Here is a 20,744-nt window from a genome sequence, read left to right on the forward strand (position 1 = left end):
ACTCAGCCTGAAGAGAACTGATTTTATTTTTGACTTTGTCTACACTCTGTATGAAAGTCTTTTTTCAGGACAATAAATATTTGTTGCAAAAATTTAATTCTGGTTACAATAACCTTTGCTCGTAAAAAACAAGGGGATTGATGGATAAAAAACGGTCATGATGATGCGGGTTCTTTGCGAAAAACATCGGAGAGATGGGAAAAACTCTTTAAAGACTATATTTTTTCCCTCGTAAAATCACGATGATGTTGTAGCGAAAAGTGCCGTGCAAAAATCAAATCTGCCTCGTAGTGAAGTATGGGGTTGAAATGTCTGTTTTAAGATGTTTACAAAAAATCTTCAATCAAAACGAAAACAGCGTTAATGTAACAGTACAATTATTTTGGAGGGATTTGCATGAACACACCAAAAGAACTGCGTTATTCAAAAGAACATGAATGGGTCAAGCTTGAAGGGGAAACAGCACGGATTGGAATTACGGATTTTGCGCAATCAGAATTAGGGGACATCGTCTTTGTTGAGCTTCCTGAGATCGGGGATGAGGTGGTTGCCAATGAACCATTTGGGAGTGTAGAATCGGTGAAAACTGTTTCTGAATTATACGCACCTATTAGTGGAAAAGTGGTCGCAATCAACGAAGATTTAAATGACAGTCCGGAATTTGTCAATGAATCTCCCTATGAAAAAGCATGGATGATTGTCATTGAGCCAGCCAATGCTAGCGATGTGGATGCTCTAATGTCTGCTGATGAATATGCAAGCTTAATTAAAGAAGACTAAACAAAAAAATAGTAGGCGCTCCTAATTAGGGGCGTTTTTTACTAGAAAATGATAAATCGAGCATAGGACATCCAGTTCGTTACAGTTTATGGTTCATGACAAGCAGGAGAAGAACCTTTCCTACTAGAATACATATAGTGTGGCAAATACAATTTTCGTTGATGGGTGATAAAGATGCTTGATTCGAACACAGAAAAGATTATCATCGTTGAAGGAACCTCTGACAAACGAAAGGTGAAAAGTATTATAAAGGAGCCAATTGAAATTATTTGTACGAATGGTACGATTAGTATTTCTCGCCTTGATGAGTTAGTGGATTATATAAGCGGCAAAGAAGTATATATTTTAGTGGATGCGGATGATGCCGGAGAAAAGTTAAGAAGACAATTTATTCGCGAATTGCCGGAGGTTGAGCATCTTTATATAGATAAGATGTATCGGGAGGTTGCAAGCGCGCCAGAGCACCATTTAGCTACCGTTCTTTTAGCAGCGAATATAGATGTGCATACAGAGTATTTGGAAAGTTGACTCTTGAAATAGCTGCGATGCTAAAAGTGCGAGTGAATATTTTTAATCACTGAATCGATTTTCATCAAGTATATCCTGCAACCGCTGATTAAAAAACAAATAATATTACGCTTAAGCTCATTTAGGTCTGCATTTACAATTTGAAATCCTTCTAAAGTCAAATGACCGTTCCTTTTTTAGCTGAAGTGTGTACATTAAAATAACTAAACCAGTTATACGGTTTATAGATATTTAAACTGAAATAAGAGAGGGGCAAAAATATACGCCTCCTCTCTTTATTTATTAATTCAAATCGTATCTCCGGCCTTTTATAAGATATGCCGCACTTTCAGCAATATTGGTGATATGGTCAGCAGTTCTTTCAAGATAACGATTGATAAATAATAATTGTACGAGCTGATTGGTTTCTTCAGGGTGCTCACTTAAGTAAGTGGTTAATTGCTTATACGTTTCATTGCTGTATTCGTCAACGACATCATCCATATCACCAACTTCTTTTGCTAGCACAATATTCTCATCAATAAATGATTGCAGAGCTTTTTGCAACATATTTATGCATGCATCCTTCATTGATTCAAGTTGTGTCAATGAAATTAAGGAATGTTCACTGCCTATTTTGATGGCAGACTTAGCAATATTTACTCCAAAGTCAGCAATCCTTTCTATCTCGGAGGAAATTTTTATAGCTCCAATAATTTTGCGTAAATCTCTCGCCACCGGTTGTTCTTTAACGGTAAGCCAAATGGCGAATTGATTAATTTCTTCTTCAAGATCATCAATTTCATTATCCTCTTCAATGACTCTTAAAGCTAATTCGATATCTTGTGTTTTAAAGGCGGTAAAAGCCTTTTCTAATGATGATATTGCCAATTCTCCCATTTCTGTCATCTTTGTTTGCAATTCCTGCAGGCTATTTTCAAAATTTTCACGAACGACCATTAATTTGCCTCCCCTTATCCAAACCGACCGGTAACATAATCCTCGGTTCTTTGGTCATTTGGCATTGAAAAAATCTTACTTGTTTCATCAAACTCAATAATTTCTCCACTTAAGAAAAAAGCAGTCCTATCTGATACACGTGCTGCCTGTTGCATATTGTGTGTAACAATAACAATGGTATAGTCATTTTTCATAGTTGTGATTAATTCTTCAACTTTTAATGTGGAAATAGGATCTAATGCAGATGTTGGTTCATCCATTAAGATGATATCTGGTTTCATGGCGATGGCTCTTGCTATACAAACCCTTTGTTGCTGACCGCCTGAAAGTCCAAGTGCAGAACTTTTCAACCGATCCTTAACTTCATCCCAAATCGCTGCACCGCGCAGGCTTTCCTCAACAATCTTATTTAACTTCGACTTATTTTTGATGCCTTGCATACGTGGACCATACGCAACATTATCATAAATGCTCATTGGAAATAGATTAGGCTTTTGAAAAACCATTCCAACTTTTGTACGGAGTTTAATTACATCATTAGAGCGATAAATGTCATCACTGTCAATGATGATTTCTCCGTTGATCTTTACACTGTCAATAAGGTCATTCATACGATTTAATGTACGCAAAAACGTTGATTTTCCACATCCTGAAGGACCGATTAACGCGGTTACTTCTTTTTCCTTAATATTAATGGATACATCATATAATGCTTGCTTGTCCCCATAAAATAAATTTAAGTCCTTTACACTAATTTTCGTTTGTTTACTAAGTTGAGTGTTATCTGCCGTTATTTCTTCGGTTATTTGTTTTCTCTCCACAAATGTTGTATTCAAGTATCTCACCTCTTTTTAATAGTCGGCCTTATTTAATTTCTTCGATATGAATGTTGCAGAGAAATTAAGAATTAGAATGATTACAATGAGAACAATTCCAATTGCTGCAGCAAGCTCAATATCTCCTGCTTCTTGTGTCACTAAAAAAGAGTGAACAGTCAATGTTCTCGCAGATGAGAAAATGCTAGAAGGCATTGCAGCAACGGTTCCTGCTGTTAAGAAGATAGCAGCGGATTCTCCGATAATTCTTCCCATCGAAAGAATGAGCCCAGAGAGTATACCGGGCATAGCACTTGGCAAAATGACCTTGTATAATGTTTGAAGTTTAGTAGTGCCTAGCGCGAGTGAGCCCTCACGGTAAGTTCGAGGGACCGTCTTTAATGATTCTTCTGTAGTCCGAATAATTACTGGTAATACAATAATCGTTAAGGTTAATGATGCAGAGATAATAGACATACCTAATTTCAGTGTAGTGACAAAAAATACAGCGCCAAATAATCCATATATAATAGATGGAATACCCGTTAAGCTTTCTGTTGCAAACCGAATTAATCGAACTAATTTGCCTTGTTTTGCATATTCCTGCAGGTAAACTGCAGCAAGGATTCCGACAGGTGTAGCGATGATAAGGGAGATGGCGATTGTGTATATTGTCGTGACAACCATTGGCCATATTCCACCATCACCTGATGGGGAATAGTCGCCAAATATAAAATTAAAACTAATCAATCCCATGCCTTTATAAAAGATGTAGCCGACAATTGTAACAAGTACTGCAACTGTTAAGAAAGCTGCAAACCAAAGCAGAGTAAGTAATAGGTTATCCTTCAGCTTTCTCAACTCAATTTCCACCTTTCGAGCTAATTCTAGCCAATGTAAAATTTAAGATTAGAATAAATGAGAATAAAACAATTCCTGTTGCAAATAGCATCTCTTGATGCGTACCAAAAGCATAACCCATCTCTAAAGCAATATTGGTCGTTAATGGGCGGACACTGTCTGTTAAACTAGTCGGTATAATTAAGCTATTTCCTGCAACTAATATAACCGCCATTGTTTCTCCTATTGCTCTACCCATCCCTAGTACAATTGCTGTCATGATGCCAGACTTTGCTGCTGGTACAACAACTTTAAAGATGGTCCCAATAGGGGAAGCACCTAAAGCTAAAGAGCCTTCTCTGTAAGTCTTGGGTACCGCTCGTATAGATGTTTCTGCAACTGTAACAACTGTAGGTAGCATCATAATCGCTAACACAAGGATTACGGCAATTAAGCTTTGGCCTTTAATTAACCCTAAATGATTTTGTAAAAAAGGAACAATGATTGCAAGTCCAAAAACACCATATAAAACAGAAGGGATTCCAGCTAAAAGCTGTACGGCCGGTGAGATAATTTTGGCAATACTTTTTGGTGCAATTTCAGCTAAAAAGATGGCTGTAAGTAACCCGATAGGTACACCAATGATCAAAGCACCTATGGTTGCATATAAAGAAGCTATAATCATGGGGAGAATGCCGAATTTATCTTCGCTTGGAACCCAGTCACTTCCTAATAGAAAATCCAAAAAACGATAACCTTCTGCTAGAAATGGATGGGCACCTTTATAAAATACAAAGCAAATAATCAGTAATAAACTGATGACGGAAAGAAGTGCACAAAACAAGAATAAATTTCCTGAGAATTTCTCTAATCTATATTTTCTTTTGTTGGACTTTCCGATCTTTTCTGTTTCTTTTTTTAACGGTAGGCTTGTCATCCCTTTGACCTCCAATATTGCTTATACAAATTGAACATTTGTTATTTTATGGGGATCGCTCCTGTTTCCGCAGCAATCGCTTGTCCTTCTGGACTTAATATATAATCAATAAATCTCTGACCTTCTTCTGTAAGGCTTTCTTCTTTATGGACAAATAGGAATGGACGAGCTAAGCTATATTTTTGAGAAAGGACATTTTCTGCAGTTGCCTCCACTCCATTGACATTCACTGTAGATACAGATTCATCTATATACTCGAATGAGATAAATCCAACAGCGTGCTTATTGGTAGCAACCGTCGTTTTAATATTCCCATTTCCGCTTGCCACTATAGCATTTCTGATTAATTCTCCTGAAGAATAGCCAACAATTTCTTGAAAAGCATCACGGGAGCCTGATCCATCCTCACGGGAGACGACGACAATCTCCAAGTCATCTCCACCAAGATCCTTCCAATTGGTAATTTTCCCGGTAAAAATGTCTTTTATTTGTTCCATTGTCAAATCCTTCACTTTGTTACTTGGATGGGTGACTACAACTATCCCATCATAAGCGATAATGGTTTCTTGTAAACGTGCTTTCTCCTCTTCCTTCAATTCACGAGATGACATACCAATCTCTGAGACATCATTTATGGCATTTGTAATACCAGCCGATGAACCAATTTGATTTATTTCTATCTTAATATTATCTATTTCCTCATATTTTTCAGCTAATTTCTCAGCTAACGGACCGACCGAGGTAGAACCTGAAATCGCTAATGTATGTGAATGGTGCGCAGAGGCACCCTTTTTTTCTTCTTTTTTTACCCCGCATGCAGATAATAGTAAGGTTAAGCAGAGCATCAACATTGCCATTTTTATTTTGTATCCCAATCTTATACCCCCAAAAAATGTTATCTGTTTTCAGTTGCCTTTATTTTGCCCCAATGTAAAGAATATCGATACTTTGTAAATTGAACATTAATGATTTGTAAAGGTTTTGTAAATGTTATTGAGTGAAAATTTTAAAAAAACAAAAAATAAAAGAGGAACAGATGTATTTTACTTAATAATTTTTTTATTGAAAGTATTTCGATAAAGATTTACTAAAAATCACCGTGAAGTTTTTAAGCTTATCCTACTTGCAAATGATTATGTATACTCTATTAAAATTCAAGTTGGATATTATTACCCTGATATAAATATATTTACAAAACTGAATTTGCTATATTAAAATAATTAAGTGTTCTTGTTAGAAAAGACGAGTACGTAATAAGAACACACTAGTTTTGGCTGAGTTTCCATAAAGGAAAGCGGGGGAACCAATTTGTGCAGATTGCACTTGGGGTGAATCCTTTTTAGTTAAGGTAGGGTATTACTCTTCATCCGAATCCGACAGCTAACCCCGTAAGCATTAGGAGAGAGAATTGATGAGCTCTTGATCACGAATCATCCCCTTTCGTGATTTTTATTTTCTCCAAATGCAAAACTTCCATTAATATCCTTCAGCATCAATTTTTCTTTTAACACTCGAATCAATTTTATATGAAACGAATAGCACTTATATATTCGTAGAAGCGGAAAATGAGATTGGTTCAAGAAAACTTACTTCAAGGAGGTCATTTATGTCTCAAACTAAAAAAATTTTAATTGGCTTGGGTTTAGGAGCTATTGTTGGATTAGTAGTAAATTTTTTGGGTCAGGAAATATTCCAGTATACCGATACTTATTTATTTGGACCGTTAGGAACGATCTTCATTAATTTGATTAAAATGCTTGTTGTACCAATTGTTTTTTTCTCAATTGTCCTGGGAGTAGCAGGGTTAGGAGATCCAAAAAAACTTGGAAGAATAGGCTTAAAAACAATAAGTTACTTTCTTTTAACGACTGCGATTGCGTTAACAATTGGGATCATGCTAGCGCTTGTTGTTCAACCTGGGGCTGGCGGAGGTTTTGATCTTTCTATTACAGAAAGTGAAGGTCAACAGTTTGTAGATGCTGAGGCACCACCATTTATCGATACTCTATTAAATATGATCCCTACGAATCCTGTATTGGCAATGGCTGAAGGAGATATGCTTCAAATTATCGTCTTTTCAGTATTCATAGGATTTGCGCTCACTGTTCTAGGGGATAAAACGAGAGGCGTTTTAAATCTAATGGAACAAGGAAATGAGATCATGATGTATCTTGTTAATCTTGTTATGAAAACAGCTCCGTACGGTACTTTCGGGTTGATTGCATCAGCGATTGGGAGCCAGGGCTTTGCGGCATTTAAAGCAATGGGGTTATATTTTGTCGTTGTACTAGGTGCGCTCTTGCTTCATTCCATTTTAACTTACGGGGGAACCGTGCTATTTTTAGCAAAACGCAACCCTGTTCAATTTTTTACAGGCTTTTTCCCCGCAATGACGGTAGGCTTCAGTACATCAAGCAGTAATGCTACATTGCCTGTTTCAATGGAAACTGCTCAAAAAAACCTAAAAGTTCCTGAATCAATTAGCAGCTTTGTTCAACCGTTAGGAGCGACAATCAATATGGATGGAACAGCCATCATGCAAGGGGTTGCCACCATATTTATTGCACAGGTATATGGGGTAGAACTAACCGTTGTGCAAATTATTACAGTTATTTTGACAGCAGTTCTAGCAAGTGTTGGAACTGCAGGTGTGCCTGGTGTCGGTCTCATCATGCTTGCTATGGTCCTAAGCTCTGTTGGATTACCTGCAGAAGGTATTGCCCTTATTATCGGCATTGATCGCTTGTTAGATATGACACGTACAGCTGTCAATATAACAGGCGATGCAGCGTGCGCAGTATATATTGCAGAAACAGAAAAGAAGCATTTAGACCCTAATGTGTAGAAATTAAATAAACAAACTCAATCTTCTTACACAATCATGATCCTACTTTAGGATAAGGTGTGGAGATTAAGTTTCCTTTGAGGCTCTTCTATTACAACTTTCGAGAAGAGTCTCTTCTCGTGTTATTATATAAATAGGAATGATTATATTTTATTAGGGCAACTAAACATGTGAGGGAGCAAGCGAAATATGAAAGACTTGAGCGCACAAGATATACTCAATTTAATGGAACAAGAGGACGTTTTTTTCCTTTATTTATATACACCTCTATGTGGTACCTGTCAGGTGGCAGGAAAAATGCTTGAAATCGTGGAGAAACTATTTCCAAATGAAACTTGGGGAAAATGTGATTTGAATTATATTCCAAATTTCGCTTTAGAGTGGGAAATTGAAAGTGTACCATGCTTATTGCTCTTTAATGGGTCGCACATTATGAAGAAGGTTTATGCTTTTCATTCAGTCCCTTATTTATATGAAATAATTAAAGAAACGGTTTAAAGTCAGTGGCTTAAAAAACAGTGTGACGAAAGGTTGGCTCCCTTTTGACACACTGTTTTTTAATTTTGCAATTTTTTGTTTACTTTTAATTGTTCTGGGATTATGATATTTAGGAATGCGAAATAAACAAAGGAGAACCATCACATGCCTTTTTTTCAGGAATGGTCTTCACAAATTAAAAGCTACAATCAAAATATTAAACTTTCTATTTTAGCGAATGTTTTTGCTCAAATTGGGTTTGGAATCTTCATGGTTATTTACAATTTTTATATTAGGGAGCTTGGTTATGCTGAACAGGTAAATGGTCAAGTTATTTCCCTGACATCGTTAGCAACTGCATTGATTCTTGTGCCGGCAGGAATGATAAGTGATCGTTTTGGTCGAAAAAAAGTGATGCTAATGGGCAGTATTTTAACAGGAATTGTTTTTGTTTTAAGGGGTGTTTTTGAAGCTCAAACACTTTTACTTATATTAGCGTTCATTACAGGGTTAACGATGGCTTTTATTCAGGTTTCATCCATACCTTGGCTTGCTGAAAATTCAAAGTCCTTTCAACGAGTCCATCTTTTCAGTATTTATTCAGCCGTTATGACAGGTGCGAGTGTGATTGGAAACCTGTTTGGTGGAATCTTTACTGATGTCTTTTCACTGTTTCTTTCACCGCTTATGAGTATAAGAGTAACGTTAATTATTGCAGGTCTATTTTATTTCTCTTCATTTATCCCAATATTGAAATTTCAAGAGAATCGAGTGGTCAAAAAAGAGAAAAAGCTGCCATTAAAGGAGAAAATACAGCAGCAACGAGAAGGGTTCAAAATCATCCTCTTATTCGCGATAGCACAATTAATTATAGGAATTGGAGCAGGGCTTGTTATCCCTTATTTGAACTTGTATTTTGCAGATAGATTTATGGCTTCAAACTCAATCATCGGGATAATTATTTCATTAGGCCAAGCTGCTACAGCAGTCGCGATGATCATAGGACCAATGATGGTTAAAAAGTTTGGAGAGGTAAAAGCAGTTGTTATTCTTCAATTATCATCTTTACCTTTTCTTTTACTTACAGCATACACTGAAAATTTAACATTAGCAGCAATTGGTTTTCTGTTTCGGCAGGCGTTGATGAATGCGGGAAATCCGATTCAAACGTCGCTGATGATGTCGAAGGTTAATGATTCTGTAAAAGGCTTAGCGAATTCGATAAATCAAATGGTTTTCAATCTTGGATGGGCCGTGATGGGACCCGTCTCAACTGGAATTGTGATCATGTATGGAGCGTATTGGGGGTATGCAATAGTCTTTACGATCACAGCGTCTCTTTATTTAATTGGCTCTATTTATTTCCTTACTGTTTTTAAAAGCATAAATCGTCCAGCTGGTGCTTCGACAGCAAAATCGGCTCAATCACAATAACCAACATATTTCTCGGGAAATTTTTACATAAAAACGTTGTATTTTCAGTACAGTCGCTTAAATTGATATTGATGTGAGGTGTATGCTGGTATTTGTCGAATCAATTTTAAAGGGGTTTTTCTTCTTGAATCGAAATAGTTCAAGTAAAAGAAATGAAATTATTTTCATATAGGAGGGCTACCATTGCTGGAATTGCTTCGTATATTGGTTGATGAAGTAAATGAAAGAAGTCACTTAACCCCTTTATTACATAAAACAATATCTGTTCAATTGATTGCTGATGAAGAACAAGCGATTTTACAAATTGAAGATGGAGTGCTGCGGATTTATGAGGACGAAAGGAATGCCGCTAACGTTTTTATAATGGGTAAAAAACAAGTTATGGAAGCAATTATAACGGGAAATTTGAAATTGAGAAAAGCAATTGCAGCCCAAGAAGTAGATTGGCAGGGGAGTTTGAGAACCGCTTTATTATTAGAATCTTTATTTCGTCTAGCAATTCCAAACTATATCGAAAAGAGACCAAAGGCTTTCAAATAATCAATTGACTTAACTGTTAACACTTCTTAGAGGATTGGGGAATCCATTCGAGTGTTTAATATTTTCATTGACATGTTCGTTATTACATGTTATGATAACACCCATATTCAACATGGAATTTAATAGTGTGCTCTTATCAAGAGAGGTGGAGGGATGTGCCCGATGAAGCCCGGCAACCGTCAAGTGATTGAAATGGTGCCAATTCACACAAAGCATTGCTTTGATAGATGAGAGAAAGGACATTTTATAACGCATGCCTTTCTGCTTGTCTGCAGGAAGGCATTTTTATGTAGTTTGGAGACGAAAATTATTTCTATGTTGGAACAGCATGTTCTTATGAATGAAAAACGCTTGTGAGCTAAAGCTATGAATGGCATAGTTGCCAGTGTTTATAAAACTTGGTTATCTCATAAGAATAATAGGATTTAAAAGTAGGTGAATAATATTTGATTTCCATACAAAATGTGAAAAAAGTGTACTCTTCTCTCAAAGGAAAAGTTGTAGCTGTCGATGATGTCAGCATGGAAATAAATGCAGGTGAAATTTTTGGCGTAATTGGTTATAGCGGTGCGGGAAAAAGTACACTGATAAGAATGCTTAACGGTTTGGAAATTCCAACGGCGGGCTCTGTCACTGTTGCTGATAAACAAGTGTCGCAAATTAAAGGTCAAGAACTGCGCAAGGCTCGCCAAGAAATCAGCATGATTTTCCAGCATTTTAATTTACTTTGGTCTAGAACAGTTCGCGAGAATATTGCTTTCCCATTGGAAATTGCCGGTATTCCAAAGAATATCAGACTTAAAAGAGTGGATGAATTGATTAAGCTTGTTGGTCTTGAAGGTCGAGAGGATGCTTATCCCTCACAGCTAAGTGGTGGTCAAAAGCAAAGGGTGGGAATTGCACGTGCATTGGCGAACAATCCTAAAGTGCTGCTTTGTGACGAAGCGACTTCTGCACTCGATCCACAAACAACAGATTCCATTTTAGAGCTCTTGGTCGATATTAATAAACGTTTAGGTTTAACGATTGTTCTCATTACTCATGAAATGCATGTGATTCGCAAGATTTGTCATCGGGTTGCTGTTATGGAAGATGGGAAAGTGGTTGAGACCGGGAAGGTGTTAGAAGTATTCAAAAACCCGCAGCAGAAAATTACGAAGCGGTTTGTTTCGCAGGTGACAGAGCCAGAAGAAACGAAAGAAACGATTGAGCATTTACTTGAACGTTACCCTCAAGGTACGGTAATCCAATTAGGGTTTGTTGGTGAGTCTGCAGAACAGCCATTAATTACAAATCTTATTCGTAATTTCGAAGTGACCGTTAATATTTTGCAAGGCAAGATTTCTCAAACGCAAAACGGCTCATATGGTACATTGTTTATCCATATTGACGGAGAGGCTTCAGAAACTTCAAAAGCAATTGATTTTATTACGTCCCAGCAGGTTGGAGTAGAGGTGATAAAACATGATAAATGAGCTCTTTCCAAATGTGAAATGGGATAAAATGTGGGAAGCAACAGTAGAAACGCTTTATATGACAGGGATTTCGGTAGTTGCAACCTTTATTATCGGCATTATACTAGGTTTATTACTCTTTTTAACAGCTAAGGGAAATATTTGGGAAAATGCATTTGTGAATAAAATTATTAGTGCTTTTGTTAATGTATTTAGATCGATTCCTTTTATTATTCTGATTGTTCTCCTTATCCCCATTACGAAATTCTTGCTTGGTACAATGATTGGGGAAAATGCTGCCTTGCCAGCATTAATTGTTGGAGCTGCTCCCTTTTACGCAAGAATGGTTGAAATTGGCTTAAGGGAAATTGATAAAGGGGTTATTGAGGCGGCTCGATCGATGGGGGCTAAAACAAGCACGATTATTTGGAAGGTATTGCTGCCTGAATCAATGCCAGCGCTCGTTTCCGGTATTACGGTGACTGCGATTGCTCTAGTCGGCTATACAGCAATGGCTGGAGTTATCGGAGCTGGTGGACTCGGAAACCTTGCTTACTTGGAAGGATTCCAACGTTCAAGAAGTGATGTTACGTTAATGGCAACGATTATTATTTTAATCATTGTATTTGTCATCCAATTTATTGGAGATGTCATAACAAATAAATTAGATAAACGATAAGGAGTGTTTACTATGAAAAAATGGTTAGCTATTTTTGCATCTTTTGCACTAATTTTATTTTTAGCTGCATGCGGAAGCACGAATAATGATGCTGAAGATGGCGGCAATGCAGATGGAGAAGGGGCCGAAACTGAAACTGAAGAAACGACTACCCTTGTTGTAGGAGCATCAAATGTTCCACATGCTGAAATTTTAGAAAAAGCGAAGCCAATTTTAGCGGAAGAAGGAATTGAACTTCAAATCGAAACGTTCCAAGATTATGTTCTTCCCAACCAAGCATTAGCGGGTGGGGACTTAGATGCGAATTACTTCCAACATATTCCGTATTTGAATGCGCAAATTGAAGAGCATGGCTATGATTTCGTTAATGCAGGTGGAATTCATATCGAACCTATCGGTGTGTATTCAAAGAAATATGATAGCTTAGATGCTTTACCTGATGAAGCACATATTATTATTAGTAGTTCTGTCCCAGATCATGGTCGTATTTTATCACTTCTTGAAAAAGAAGGCTTGATTACTCTTAAAGAAGGTATTGAAAAAACAGCAGCAACCATTGATGATATTGTCGATAATCCGAAGAACTTACAATTTGATACAGAATATGAAGCATCTCTTTTGCCACAAATTTATAATAACGATGAAGGTGACGCTGTTCTTATAAATTCCAACTATGCAATCGATGCTGGATTAAATCCACTTGAAGATTCAATTGCAATTGAAGAAAGTGATTCACCATATGTGAATGTTATTGCTGTTCGCAGTGGAGATGAAAATAAAGAAGCGATTAAAAAGCTTGTTGAAGTACTTCGTTCAGAAGAGATCCAAAACTTTATTTTAGAACAATATGAAGGTGCAGTTGTTCCAGTGTCTGAATAATCATGAGAAAACCAGTTCCATTTTTGGAGCTGGTTTTTCAATGTCGTCTACTAAGCTTATTTATTGTGGATAACTATTTAATGGGTGCATCTACGCTTAGCGTATGCAGTAAAATCTAAAAAATATTGGTAATTGGATTTTTGCAACTTAATTGTTTGTGCGGAAGTGAGTATGAATCCTAGGAACAAACTGTTTTCGATGTTCCGAAAATCTCCAGCTGTTGATTTTTGGGGATTGAGCGATCATCATCCTATGTTGAGCAAGCAAGCCTGCAAAACTATGTTGTTTTTATCATTGATGTGGTGAGTAAAGTCTACAATTAGAATGGTGTGAAGATATCATTTATTTTAAAGGATACTGGTTGAATTGTAAGAAAAGTTAACAAGTTTCGACGCTTATTCCTGAATATTGCTATTCAAAGGGAAATATGCTTGAATTTCCATTTTGAGTTATAACCTGAGTGGTGCTAACATTAAACACGTAGTAAATCGCTTGCCTTATGTGACAAAACACGAAAGGAAGGATATTATTAGTTATTTTCATATCTCCCTGAAAAAGGGGGCGAAACCAAAATGATGGTACTTCAGATGAATTATACGAGTGAAATGGAAAAAGCGATGCACGGAGCCCACAATGTTTGCTATGCTACCTATTGCCGAAAGCATGAAGTGAGAATGCGGGTTGAAAGACGGCGTGAACAGGAATACATTCAAAGTCAGCGTCTTGTAGCAGATTTAACTAGAAATCAATTAAGGTAATTTATAGCTCAGCACGATTTGAAGCAAGTATATAATATAATAAGGAAGAAAAACAAAAAACCAGTGTTTTAGCTACACTGGTTTTTGTCATATGCATTGGTTTTGCCGAACTGTCATATGGACAAGCAGCTTATCTTGAGCTTATTGGAAGCAAAATAAGGTTAAGCATCCCGGCGAAATGGTTTCCGGATGATTCAAAAGTCCTGCCATGAAGATAAACGCTGTGCATGAGAGGAGGATATTCCTGATTAGGAGTTCATGCAGACAAAGAACAGAAAAAAGGGCCAAGTGTGTCCTCATAGAGGGTTCATGAGGACAAAGAACGTCAAAAAGAAGACAGCTCTGTCCCACATACTATTCGCGGCCATTATACAATACAAATTAGTCCGAATTGCCAGACAGCAGCCTCAATAAAGGTGTCGCAAATATGCCTAAATCGTTTGCACAAATTAAAACAAATATTCCCTTTCTAACCTAATTAAAAATGATGTTCATTCTCACTTAGAACATCAATACATACATGGGAAGGTTACGGAAAAAAATATATTGAACAAATTTTATAACAACCGTTAAACATAAATCCTTATTATGGAGACTGTGCTGTGTCTATGTGGGAACTAGATAAAAATTTTTATGATATATTTTGCTATGTTTTAACACTGCTAAAGAGTTGCTAACACTTTTCATTTGTTATAAGATTGTAATGAGAATAAAATGAGAATCAACGATTGGCCTTGGCCAGCGAGGATAAAATCTTTTTTTATATTACGGAGGTATTATTATGGCAGGATCTACTTTAACAATTAAAGACCTTCATGTTTCAATTGAGGGTAAAGAGATATTAAAAGGAGTAAACCTTGAAGTGAAGGGTGGAGAAATCCACGCAATCATGGGACCAAACGGGACTGGTAAATCTACTTTATCATCTGCGATTATGGGTCATCCAAAGTATGAAGTAACTCAAGGCAGCATCACATTAGATGGGGAAGATGTATTAGAAATGGAAGTAGATGAGCGTGCTAAAGCTGGTCTTTTCCTCGCAATGCAATACCCAAGTGAAATTAGTGGTGTTACAAATGCAGACTTCTTGCGTTCAGCTATTAACGCTCGCCGTGAAGAAGGCGATGAAATTTCGTTAATGAAATTTATTCGCAAAATGGATTCACAAATGGAATTCCTTGAAATGGACCCAGATATGGCTCAGCGTTATTTAAACGAAGGCTTCTCTGGCGGGGAGAAAAAGCGCAATGAAATTCTCCAATTAATGATGATTGAGCCAAAAATCGCGATTCTTGACGAAATTGACTCAGGTCTTGATATCGATGCATTAAAAGTTGTTTCAAAAGGAATCAACGAAATGCGCAACCCTGATTTTGGCTGCTTAATTATCACTCACTATCAACGTCTATTGAACTACATTACTCCTGACCATGTCCATGTAATGATGCAAGGTCGCGTTGTTAAATCTGGTGGTCCTGAGCTTGCACAGCGTTTAGAAGCAGAGGGATATGACTGGATCAAAAAAGAACTTGGCATTGAAGACGAAACTGTTGGGCAAGAAGCATAAGTGTTAGGAGGATCGCAATGACTACTGAAATAAAATTACCATTTGATAAAGAGTATGTTAGCTCTTTCTCTCGGGAAATGGGAGAACCAGCTTGGTTAACGACTCTTCGTCTAGAGGCACTTGAGAAAGTGGATGCACTTCCTCTCCCTAGACCTGATAAAACAAAAATTGATAAATGGAACTTTACACAATTTGAAAAACATATTGTGAAAAGTGATGATTTCGCTTCATTAAATGATCTTCCAGAAGATGTGCGAGTACTAGTTGACATTGAGTCAGGAGATCAGAATTTATACATTCAACGAAATAATCGTCCTTCCATTCTTTCTGTATCGAAGGAACTGCAAGAAAAAGGCGTAATTTTTGTTGATATCTTTACTGCTGCTAGAGAGCATGGAGACCTTTTACAGCAGTATTTCATGAACGATGGAGTCAAGGTTGATGAACATAAATTAACCGCGCTTCATGCAGCGTTCTTAAATGGTGGAGCATTTTTATATGTTCCGAAAAATGTTGAACTTACTTCACCCATTCAATCTGTGTTCATTCATGATGAAAAAGAAGCGAATATGTTCAACCACGTATTAGTAGTTGCAGAAGATAATAGCTCAATTACTTATGTTGAAAATTATATTTCAACAGTAGATTCAGCAGAAGGAATCTTCAATATTGTGACTGAAGTGATTGCTGGAACAAATGCTAAAGTACAGTATGGAGCAGTTGATACATTAGCAAAAGGAACAACCACGTACGTAAATCGTCGTGGTGTTGCAGGAAGAGATGCTCGAATCGAGTGGGCGCTTGGCTTAATGAATGACGGTAACACGATTTCTGAGAATGTTACAAATCTTATTGGTGATGGTTCCTTTGGTGATACAAAAACGGTTGTTGTTGGACGTGGGGAACAGGTTCAAAACTTTACAACTAAAGTTGTTCACTTTGGAAAACATTCTGAAGGATATATTTTAAAGCACGGCGTTATGAAGGATAAAGCAAGCTCTATTTTTAACGGAATCGGTAAAATTGAGCATGGTGCTACAAAGTCGAATGCAGAGCAAGAATCACGTGTTCTCATGTTAAGTGAAGGGGCTCGTGGGGATGCGAACCCAATTCTACTTATTGACGAAGATGATGTAACAGCAGGACATGCTGCATCAGTTGGCCGTGTTGATCCTCTTCAGCTTTATTACTTAATGAGCCGTGGAATCTCTAAGATGGAAGCTGAAAGATTAATCATTCATGGATTTTTAGCACCAGTTGTAAATGAATTACCAATCGAAGGGGTTAAAAATCAACTTCGTGCCGTGATTGAAAGGAAAGTAAAGTAATGAATGTCGCGGATGTTCGTTCATATTTTCCGATTCTCAACCAGGAAGTCAATGGGAACCCCCTTGTTTACTTAGACAGTGCAGCTACTTCCCAAAAACCTGTTCAGGTCATGGAGGCACTTGAAACCTATTATTGCGAATATAATTCGAATGTTCATCGTGGTGTGCATACATTAGGAACGAGAGCAACAGATGGGTATGAAGGTGCAAGGGAAAAGGTCAGAAAATTTATTAATGCTAAATCTACTCAAGAAGTTATTTTTACTAGGGGAACGACAACAGCGTTAAATACAGTGGCAGCAAGCTTTGGTAAAGCGAATGTACAGCCGGGGGATGAGATTGTCATCACGTACATGGAGCATCATAGTAATATCATTCCTTGGCAACAGCTTGCAAAAGCAACAGGAGCTACGTTGAAATATTTGCCATTACAAGAGGATGGAACGATTTTACTTGCGGATGTATCAGAAATTGTTAATTCCAAGACGAAAATTGTTTCTGTCACAATGGTATCGAATGTTTTGGGAGTTATGAATCCGATTAAGGAGATTGCGAAAATTGCCCATGAACATGGAGCAGTTATGGTAGTCGATGGTGCTCAAGCAGCACCACATATGAAAATAGATGTTCAAGATTTAGATTGCGATTTCTTAGGTTTCTCAGCTCATAAAATGTGTGGTCCGACTGGAATTGGGGTACTTTATGGGAAGAAGCATTTATTAGAAAATATGGAGCCAATCGAATTCGGTGGGGAAATGATCGATTTCGTTGACCTGTATGACTCTACCTGGAAGGAGCTTCCTTGGAAGTTTGAAGGAGGAACACCGATTATTGCTGGAGCGATTGGCTTAGGCGCTGCGATTGATTTTCTAACAGAGATTGGATTGGAGAATATTCAAGCCCACGAGCATCGCTTGGCAGCCTATGCTTTAGAAAAAATGTCTGCAGTAGAAGGAATGACAATTTACGGACCGTTAGACCCGAATAAGCGTGCAGGTCTTGTAACCTTTAATATTGCAGATGTGCATCCGCACGATGTAGCTACCGTTTTAGATGCGGAAGGGATTGCTGTTCGCGCAGGCCATCATTGTGCGCAACCACTGATGAAATGGCTTAAAGCATCAGCAACTGCCCGTGCCAGCTTCTATCTGTATAACACAGAAGAAGATATTGATAAGCTTGTTGCGGGGCTTATCAAAACAAAGGAGTATTTTTCTGATGTCTTCTAATCTTGATCAACTCTACCGACAAGTCATTATGGATCATTATAAAAATCCTCGTAATAAAGGTGTCTTAGAGGATGATAGCTTAACAATTAACATGAATAACCCTACATGTGGCGATCGCATCCAATTAACTTTAAAGGTTAATGATGACAAAGTGATTGATGCAAAGTTTGAAGGAGAGGGCTGTTCGATTTCGATGTCATCTGCTTCGATGATGACACAGGCTATAAGAGGGAAATCGATTGAGGATGCCTTAAAGCTCTCAAAGATTTTTTCGGATATGATGTTAGGGAATGAATATGATGAAGATATCGATTTAGGCGATATCGAAGCACTTCAAGGAGTGGCTAAATTTCCAGCGCGAATCAAGTGTGCAACATTGGCTTGGAAGGCGATGGAAAAAGGACTCAAGGAAGATGAACAATAAAGGAAGTGTGAAAGGGCGCAATTTGGTCCTTTCCACTTTATAAAAGGAGGAAGACTTTCGATGGCTAAAAAAGCGCCTGAGATCGGTGATTATAAATACGGCTTTGCCGACAAAGATGTCTCCATCTTCCGATCAAAACGTGGTCTTACACGTGAGATTGTTGAAGAAATTTCAAAAATGAAGGAAGAGCCTCAATGGATGCTCGATTTCCGTTTAAAATCTCTAGACCACTTTTACAGCATGCCAATGCCTCAATGGGGTGGAGATTTAAATTCTTTAAACTTTGATGAGATTACGTACTACGTAAAACCATCGGAAAAAACAGAACGCTCTTGGGATGAGGTACCTGAAGAAATTAAGCAAACGTTTGATAAGCTTGGTATTCCTGAAGCAGAGCAAAAGTATTTGGCTGGGGTTTCAGCACAGTATGAGTCAGAGGTTGTTTACCACAATATGCAAGAAGATCTTGAAGCGCTAGGAATTGTCTTCAAAGATACTGACTCTGCTTTAAAAGAAAATGAAGATATTTTCCGTGAGCATTGGGCGAAAGTAATCCCACCAACAGACAATAAATTTGCTGCATTAAATTCGGCGGTTTGGTCTGGTGGTTCATTCATTTATGTACCAAAGGGAGTAAAAGTGGAAACTCCGTTACAAGCTTATTTCCGTATTAACTCTGAAAATATGGGACAATTTGAGCGTACATTGATTATCGTTGATGAAGGGGCACATGTTCATTATGTAGAAGGGTGTACGGCTCCTGTTTATACAACCAACTCACTCCATAGTGCTGTTGTTGAAATCATCATTAAAAAAGACGCTTATTGCCGTTACACAACAATCCAAAACTGGGCAAACAACGTTTACAACTTGGTTACAAAGCGTGCCGTATGTGAAGAAAACGCAACGATGGAATGGATTGATGGAAACATTGGTTCTAAACTCACAATGAAATATCCGGCTGTTATTTTGAAAGGTGAAGGTGCTCGTGGAATGACTTTATCTATCGCGATTGCAGGTAAAGGTCAGCACCAAGATGCTGGTGCTAAAATGATGCACTTAGCACCAAATACATCTTCAACGATCGTATCAAAATCCATTTCAAAACAAGGCGGTAAAGTAACGTATCGCGGAATTGTCCATTTTGGACGTAAGGCTGACGGTGCACGCTCTAATATTGAGTGTGATACGTTAATCCTTGACAACAAATCTACTTCAGATACCATTCCGTACAACGAAATCTTAAATGATAACATTTCATTAGAGCATGAAGCGAAGGTATCAAAGGTTTCTGAAGAGCAGTTATTCTACCTCATGAGTCGTGGTATTTCTGAGGAAGAAGCAACTGAAATGATCGTAATGGGCTTCATTGAACCATTTACGAAAGAACTTCCAATGGAATATGCTGTTGAAATGAACCGTTTAATCAAATTTGAGATGGAAGGTTCTATCGGATAATGAACGATTAACCCTTGTTTATCAAGGGTTTTTCTTTTTGTTTGCGCTGTATTGAATCTCAGTACTTAATTTCTTTAACTTTTACTGAATAGCATCTACAGTGCAGAAGTCCTTAGCTATTTTCTTAGATAATGACTTACTATTGTTGTGCATAATTGAGCAACTTATGAATTGGTGATTACAGCCAATTAAGTAAATAACTCAGTATTGATTTGTAAATATATTCATATGGTTATGATAAAAATGGCAAAAAGGTTTCAATCCATTATTTTCAAAGTAAATTAGGTTTAGTCTATGATGTTAAAGTAAAAAGTGGATGGAGTGCCAAATGGTAAATTATGTATCAATTACTAATTAATGCGACAAATAAACATGAATTGGAAAAACTATTGATTTTGTATATTATAGGTGTAGTAGACGGTTTAGAAAGTGAACTAGTAACTATTGATGAAGCTGAAAAATTATTATTTAGTCCTTATACAATAGATTTAGTTGATTCTAAGGGAATCTCAAAAGAAATAATAGACATTATTCATTTGGGTACTGAATTGGAAGATGTGCAAAGTTTGATACCTGATAAGTTATCTGAAAGTTTAAAAGAAATTAAAGATAAAAGTATTAAAATATTAGCAAAACAAAGCGTATACAAAATTGAGAATAAGATAATTTGCAATACTAAATAATACGGTTTCTCTTACTTTTGAGGAAGCCAGTAAAAAAGTCTTTGGGCTTGTCAAGTAACGTGTGTAGTTATTCTAGATATTTTTTCACACGTTTCTTCAGGTGGTCGTGAACTAAATAGTTGATTCATGACCATCGCCCATTGTTAAATG

Annotated in this window: 21 protein-coding genes and 2 riboswitches; of the genes, 16 read left to right on the forward strand and 5 right to left on the reverse strand. The window is 37.2% G+C overall.

The annotated features are described in order from the left end of the window. The first annotated feature begins 396 nt into the window (after positions 1 to 396). Both gcvH and NST02_RS06255 read left to right on the forward strand, forming a co-directional pair. A complete protein-coding gene (gene gcvH / locus NST02_RS06250; RefSeq protein ID WP_095311456.1) occupies positions 397 to 780 on the forward strand; it encodes a glycine cleavage system protein GcvH in 384 nt (127 codons plus the stop codon). A 174-nt stretch (positions 781 to 954) separates the two neighbouring features. Then, positions 955 to 1,308, forward strand: a complete 354-nt coding sequence (locus NST02_RS06255; RefSeq protein WP_340948465.1) for a toprim domain-containing protein — start codon at positions 955 to 957, stop codon at positions 1,306 to 1,308. A gap of 282 nt (positions 1,309 to 1,590) precedes the next feature. Here the strand turns inward: NST02_RS06255 and phoU are convergent, their stop codons facing one another. The 5 genes from phoU to NST02_RS06280 are packed head-to-tail and all read right to left on the reverse strand — an operon-like array spanning position 1,591 to position 5,714. Then, positions 1,591 to 2,247, reverse strand: coding sequence for a phosphate signaling complex protein PhoU (phoU, locus tag NST02_RS06260; protein ID WP_095311452.1), 657 nt, complete (start codon positions 2,245 to 2,247; stop codon positions 1,591 to 1,593). Positions 2,248 to 2,261: 14 nt separating this feature from the next. Further along, positions 2,262 to 3,041 (reverse strand): phosphate ABC transporter ATP-binding protein PstB, encoded by a 780-nt coding sequence (gene pstB / locus NST02_RS06265; protein WP_340949997.1) that lies wholly within the window; start codon positions 3,039 to 3,041, stop codon positions 2,262 to 2,264. Positions 3,042 to 3,098: 57 nt separating this feature from the next. Further along, complete coding sequence (pstA, locus tag NST02_RS06270; protein ID WP_095311450.1) at positions 3,099 to 3,923, reverse strand: phosphate ABC transporter permease PstA; 825 nt, start codon at positions 3,921 to 3,923, stop codon at positions 3,099 to 3,101. 1 nt (position 3,924) lies between these two features. Continuing rightward, positions 3,925 to 4,839 (reverse strand): phosphate ABC transporter permease subunit PstC, encoded by a 915-nt coding sequence (gene pstC, locus NST02_RS06275; protein ID WP_340948468.1) that lies wholly within the window; start codon positions 4,837 to 4,839, stop codon positions 3,925 to 3,927. A 41-nt stretch (positions 4,840 to 4,880) separates the two neighbouring features. After that, positions 4,881 to 5,714, reverse strand: a complete 834-nt coding sequence (locus tag NST02_RS06280) for a phosphate ABC transporter substrate-binding protein (protein ID WP_340948470.1) — start codon at positions 5,712 to 5,714, stop codon at positions 4,881 to 4,883. Positions 5,715 to 6,101: 387 nt separating this feature from the next. Continuing rightward, positions 6,102 to 6,250: riboswitch (cyclic di-AMP (ydaO/yuaA leader) on the forward strand. 195 nt (positions 6,251 to 6,445) lie between these two features. Here NST02_RS06280 and NST02_RS06285 point away from each other — a divergent pair. The 14 genes from NST02_RS06285 (at position 6,446) to NST02_RS06350 (ending at position 20,594) form a co-directional block, all read left to right on the forward strand. Next, positions 6,446 to 7,684 carry a dicarboxylate/amino acid:cation symporter gene (locus NST02_RS06285; RefSeq protein WP_095311443.1) on the forward strand — a complete coding sequence of 413 codons (1,239 nt, stop codon included), beginning with the start codon at positions 6,446 to 6,448 and terminating at the stop codon, positions 7,682 to 7,684. Positions 7,685 to 7,873: 189 nt separating this feature from the next. Next, positions 7,874 to 8,182: a thioredoxin family protein gene (locus NST02_RS06290; RefSeq protein WP_095311440.1), complete on the forward strand. Its 309-nt coding sequence runs from the start codon at positions 7,874 to 7,876 to the stop codon at positions 8,180 to 8,182. Positions 8,183 to 8,326: 144 nt separating this feature from the next. Next, positions 8,327 to 9,595, forward strand: a complete 1,269-nt coding sequence (locus NST02_RS06295; protein WP_340948475.1) for an MFS transporter — start codon at positions 8,327 to 8,329, stop codon at positions 9,593 to 9,595. A gap of 183 nt (positions 9,596 to 9,778) precedes the next feature. After that, entirely contained in the window at positions 9,779 to 10,135 is a 357-nt protein-coding gene (locus NST02_RS06300) for an SCP2 sterol-binding domain-containing protein (protein ID WP_170211389.1), read from the forward strand. A 130-nt stretch (positions 10,136 to 10,265) separates the two neighbouring features. Then, a riboswitch (SAM riboswitch) is annotated at positions 10,266 to 10,369 on the forward strand. A 212-nt stretch (positions 10,370 to 10,581) separates the two neighbouring features. After that, on the forward strand, positions 10,582 to 11,610 hold the full coding sequence (locus tag NST02_RS06305) for a methionine ABC transporter ATP-binding protein (protein WP_137744765.1): 1,029 nt from the start codon (positions 10,582 to 10,584) through the stop codon (positions 11,608 to 11,610). Then, positions 11,600 to 12,268: a methionine ABC transporter permease gene (locus NST02_RS06310; RefSeq protein ID WP_137744764.1), complete on the forward strand. Its 669-nt coding sequence runs from the start codon at positions 11,600 to 11,602 to the stop codon at positions 12,266 to 12,268. Before NST02_RS06305 ends, NST02_RS06310 begins: the two co-directional genes overlap by 11 nt. Before the next feature lie 12 nt (positions 12,269 to 12,280). Beyond that, a complete protein-coding gene (locus NST02_RS06315) occupies positions 12,281 to 13,147 on the forward strand; it encodes a MetQ/NlpA family ABC transporter substrate-binding protein (protein ID WP_340948477.1) in 867 nt (288 codons plus the stop codon). Between the two features lie 572 nt (positions 13,148 to 13,719). Next, entirely contained in the window at positions 13,720 to 13,905 is a 186-nt protein-coding gene (locus NST02_RS06320) for a hypothetical protein (RefSeq protein WP_095311427.1), read from the forward strand. Positions 13,906 to 14,686: 781 nt separating this feature from the next. Beyond that, positions 14,687 to 15,472, forward strand: coding sequence for a Fe-S cluster assembly ATPase SufC (gene sufC / locus NST02_RS06325; RefSeq protein WP_095311422.1), 786 nt, complete (start codon positions 14,687 to 14,689; stop codon positions 15,470 to 15,472). 17 nt (positions 15,473 to 15,489) lie between these two features. Further along, on the forward strand, positions 15,490 to 16,800 hold the full coding sequence (gene sufD / locus NST02_RS06330; RefSeq protein WP_137744763.1) for a Fe-S cluster assembly protein SufD: 1,311 nt from the start codon (positions 15,490 to 15,492) through the stop codon (positions 16,798 to 16,800). Next, positions 16,800 to 18,029, forward strand: a complete 1,230-nt coding sequence (locus NST02_RS06335) for a cysteine desulfurase (RefSeq protein ID WP_137744762.1) — start codon at positions 16,800 to 16,802, stop codon at positions 18,027 to 18,029. The genes sufD and NST02_RS06335 overlap by 1 nt, the downstream gene beginning before the upstream one ends. Continuing rightward, entirely contained in the window at positions 18,016 to 18,453 is a 438-nt protein-coding gene (sufU, locus tag NST02_RS06340) for a Fe-S cluster assembly sulfur transfer protein SufU (protein WP_137744771.1), read from the forward strand. The genes NST02_RS06335 and sufU overlap by 14 nt, the downstream gene beginning before the upstream one ends. Positions 18,454 to 18,513: 60 nt before the next feature. Next, positions 18,514 to 19,911, forward strand: coding sequence for a Fe-S cluster assembly protein SufB (gene sufB, locus NST02_RS06345; RefSeq protein WP_095311416.1), 1,398 nt, complete (start codon positions 18,514 to 18,516; stop codon positions 19,909 to 19,911). A 338-nt stretch (positions 19,912 to 20,249) separates the two neighbouring features. Continuing rightward, the gene (locus NST02_RS06350; protein WP_095311414.1) at positions 20,250 to 20,594 is read left to right on the forward strand and encodes a DUF3969 family protein; all 345 of its coding nucleotides are present in this window, start codon (positions 20,250 to 20,252) and stop codon (positions 20,592 to 20,594) included. The last annotated feature ends 150 nt before the right edge of the window (positions 20,595 to 20,744 follow it).

It is taken from the genome of Robertmurraya sp. FSL W8-0741 (genome assembly GCF_038004005.1).
Classification (GTDB): Bacteria; Bacillota; Bacilli; order Bacillales; family Cytobacillaceae; genus Robertmurraya; species Robertmurraya siralis.

Bases quoted from the DNA above. Each gene is read 5' to 3' on its own strand.
- sufC (WP_095311422.1), top strand. From the start codon at position 14,687: ATGGCAGGATCTACTTTAACAATTAAAGACCTTCATGTTTCAATTGAG.
- NST02_RS06285 (WP_095311443.1), top strand. From the start codon at position 6,446: ATGTCTCAAACTAAAAAAATTTTAATTGGCTTGGGTTTAGGAGCTATT.
- sufD (WP_137744763.1), top strand. From the start codon at position 15,490: ATGACTACTGAAATAAAATTACCATTTGATAAAGAGTATGTTAGCTCT.
- NST02_RS06315 (WP_340948477.1), top strand. From the start codon at position 12,281: ATGAAAAAATGGTTAGCTATTTTTGCATCTTTTGCACTAATTTTATTT.
- NST02_RS06255 (WP_340948465.1), top strand. From the start codon at position 955: ATGCTTGATTCGAACACAGAAAAGATTATCATCGTTGAAGGAACCTCT.
- NST02_RS06295 (WP_340948475.1), top strand. From the start codon at position 8,327: ATGCCTTTTTTTCAGGAATGGTCTTCACAAATTAAAAGCTACAATCAA.
- phoU (WP_095311452.1), bottom strand. From the start codon at position 2,247: ATGGTCGTTCGTGAAAATTTTGAAAATAGCCTGCAGGAATTGCAAACA.
- NST02_RS06350 (WP_095311414.1), top strand. From the start codon at position 20,250: ATGTATCAATTACTAATTAATGCGACAAATAAACATGAATTGGAAAAA.
- NST02_RS06335 (WP_137744762.1), top strand. From the start codon at position 16,800: ATGAATGTCGCGGATGTTCGTTCATATTTTCCGATTCTCAACCAGGAA.
- gcvH (WP_095311456.1), top strand. From the start codon at position 397: ATGAACACACCAAAAGAACTGCGTTATTCAAAAGAACATGAATGGGTC.
- NST02_RS06290 (WP_095311440.1), top strand. From the start codon at position 7,874: ATGAAAGACTTGAGCGCACAAGATATACTCAATTTAATGGAACAAGAG.
- pstC (WP_340948468.1), bottom strand. From the start codon at position 4,839: ATGACAAGCCTACCGTTAAAAAAAGAAACAGAAAAGATCGGAAAGTCC.
- sufB (WP_095311416.1), top strand. From the start codon at position 18,514: ATGGCTAAAAAAGCGCCTGAGATCGGTGATTATAAATACGGCTTTGCC.
- NST02_RS06320 (WP_095311427.1), top strand. From the start codon at position 13,720: ATGATGGTACTTCAGATGAATTATACGAGTGAAATGGAAAAAGCGATG.
- NST02_RS06310 (WP_137744764.1), top strand. From the start codon at position 11,600: ATGATAAATGAGCTCTTTCCAAATGTGAAATGGGATAAAATGTGGGAA.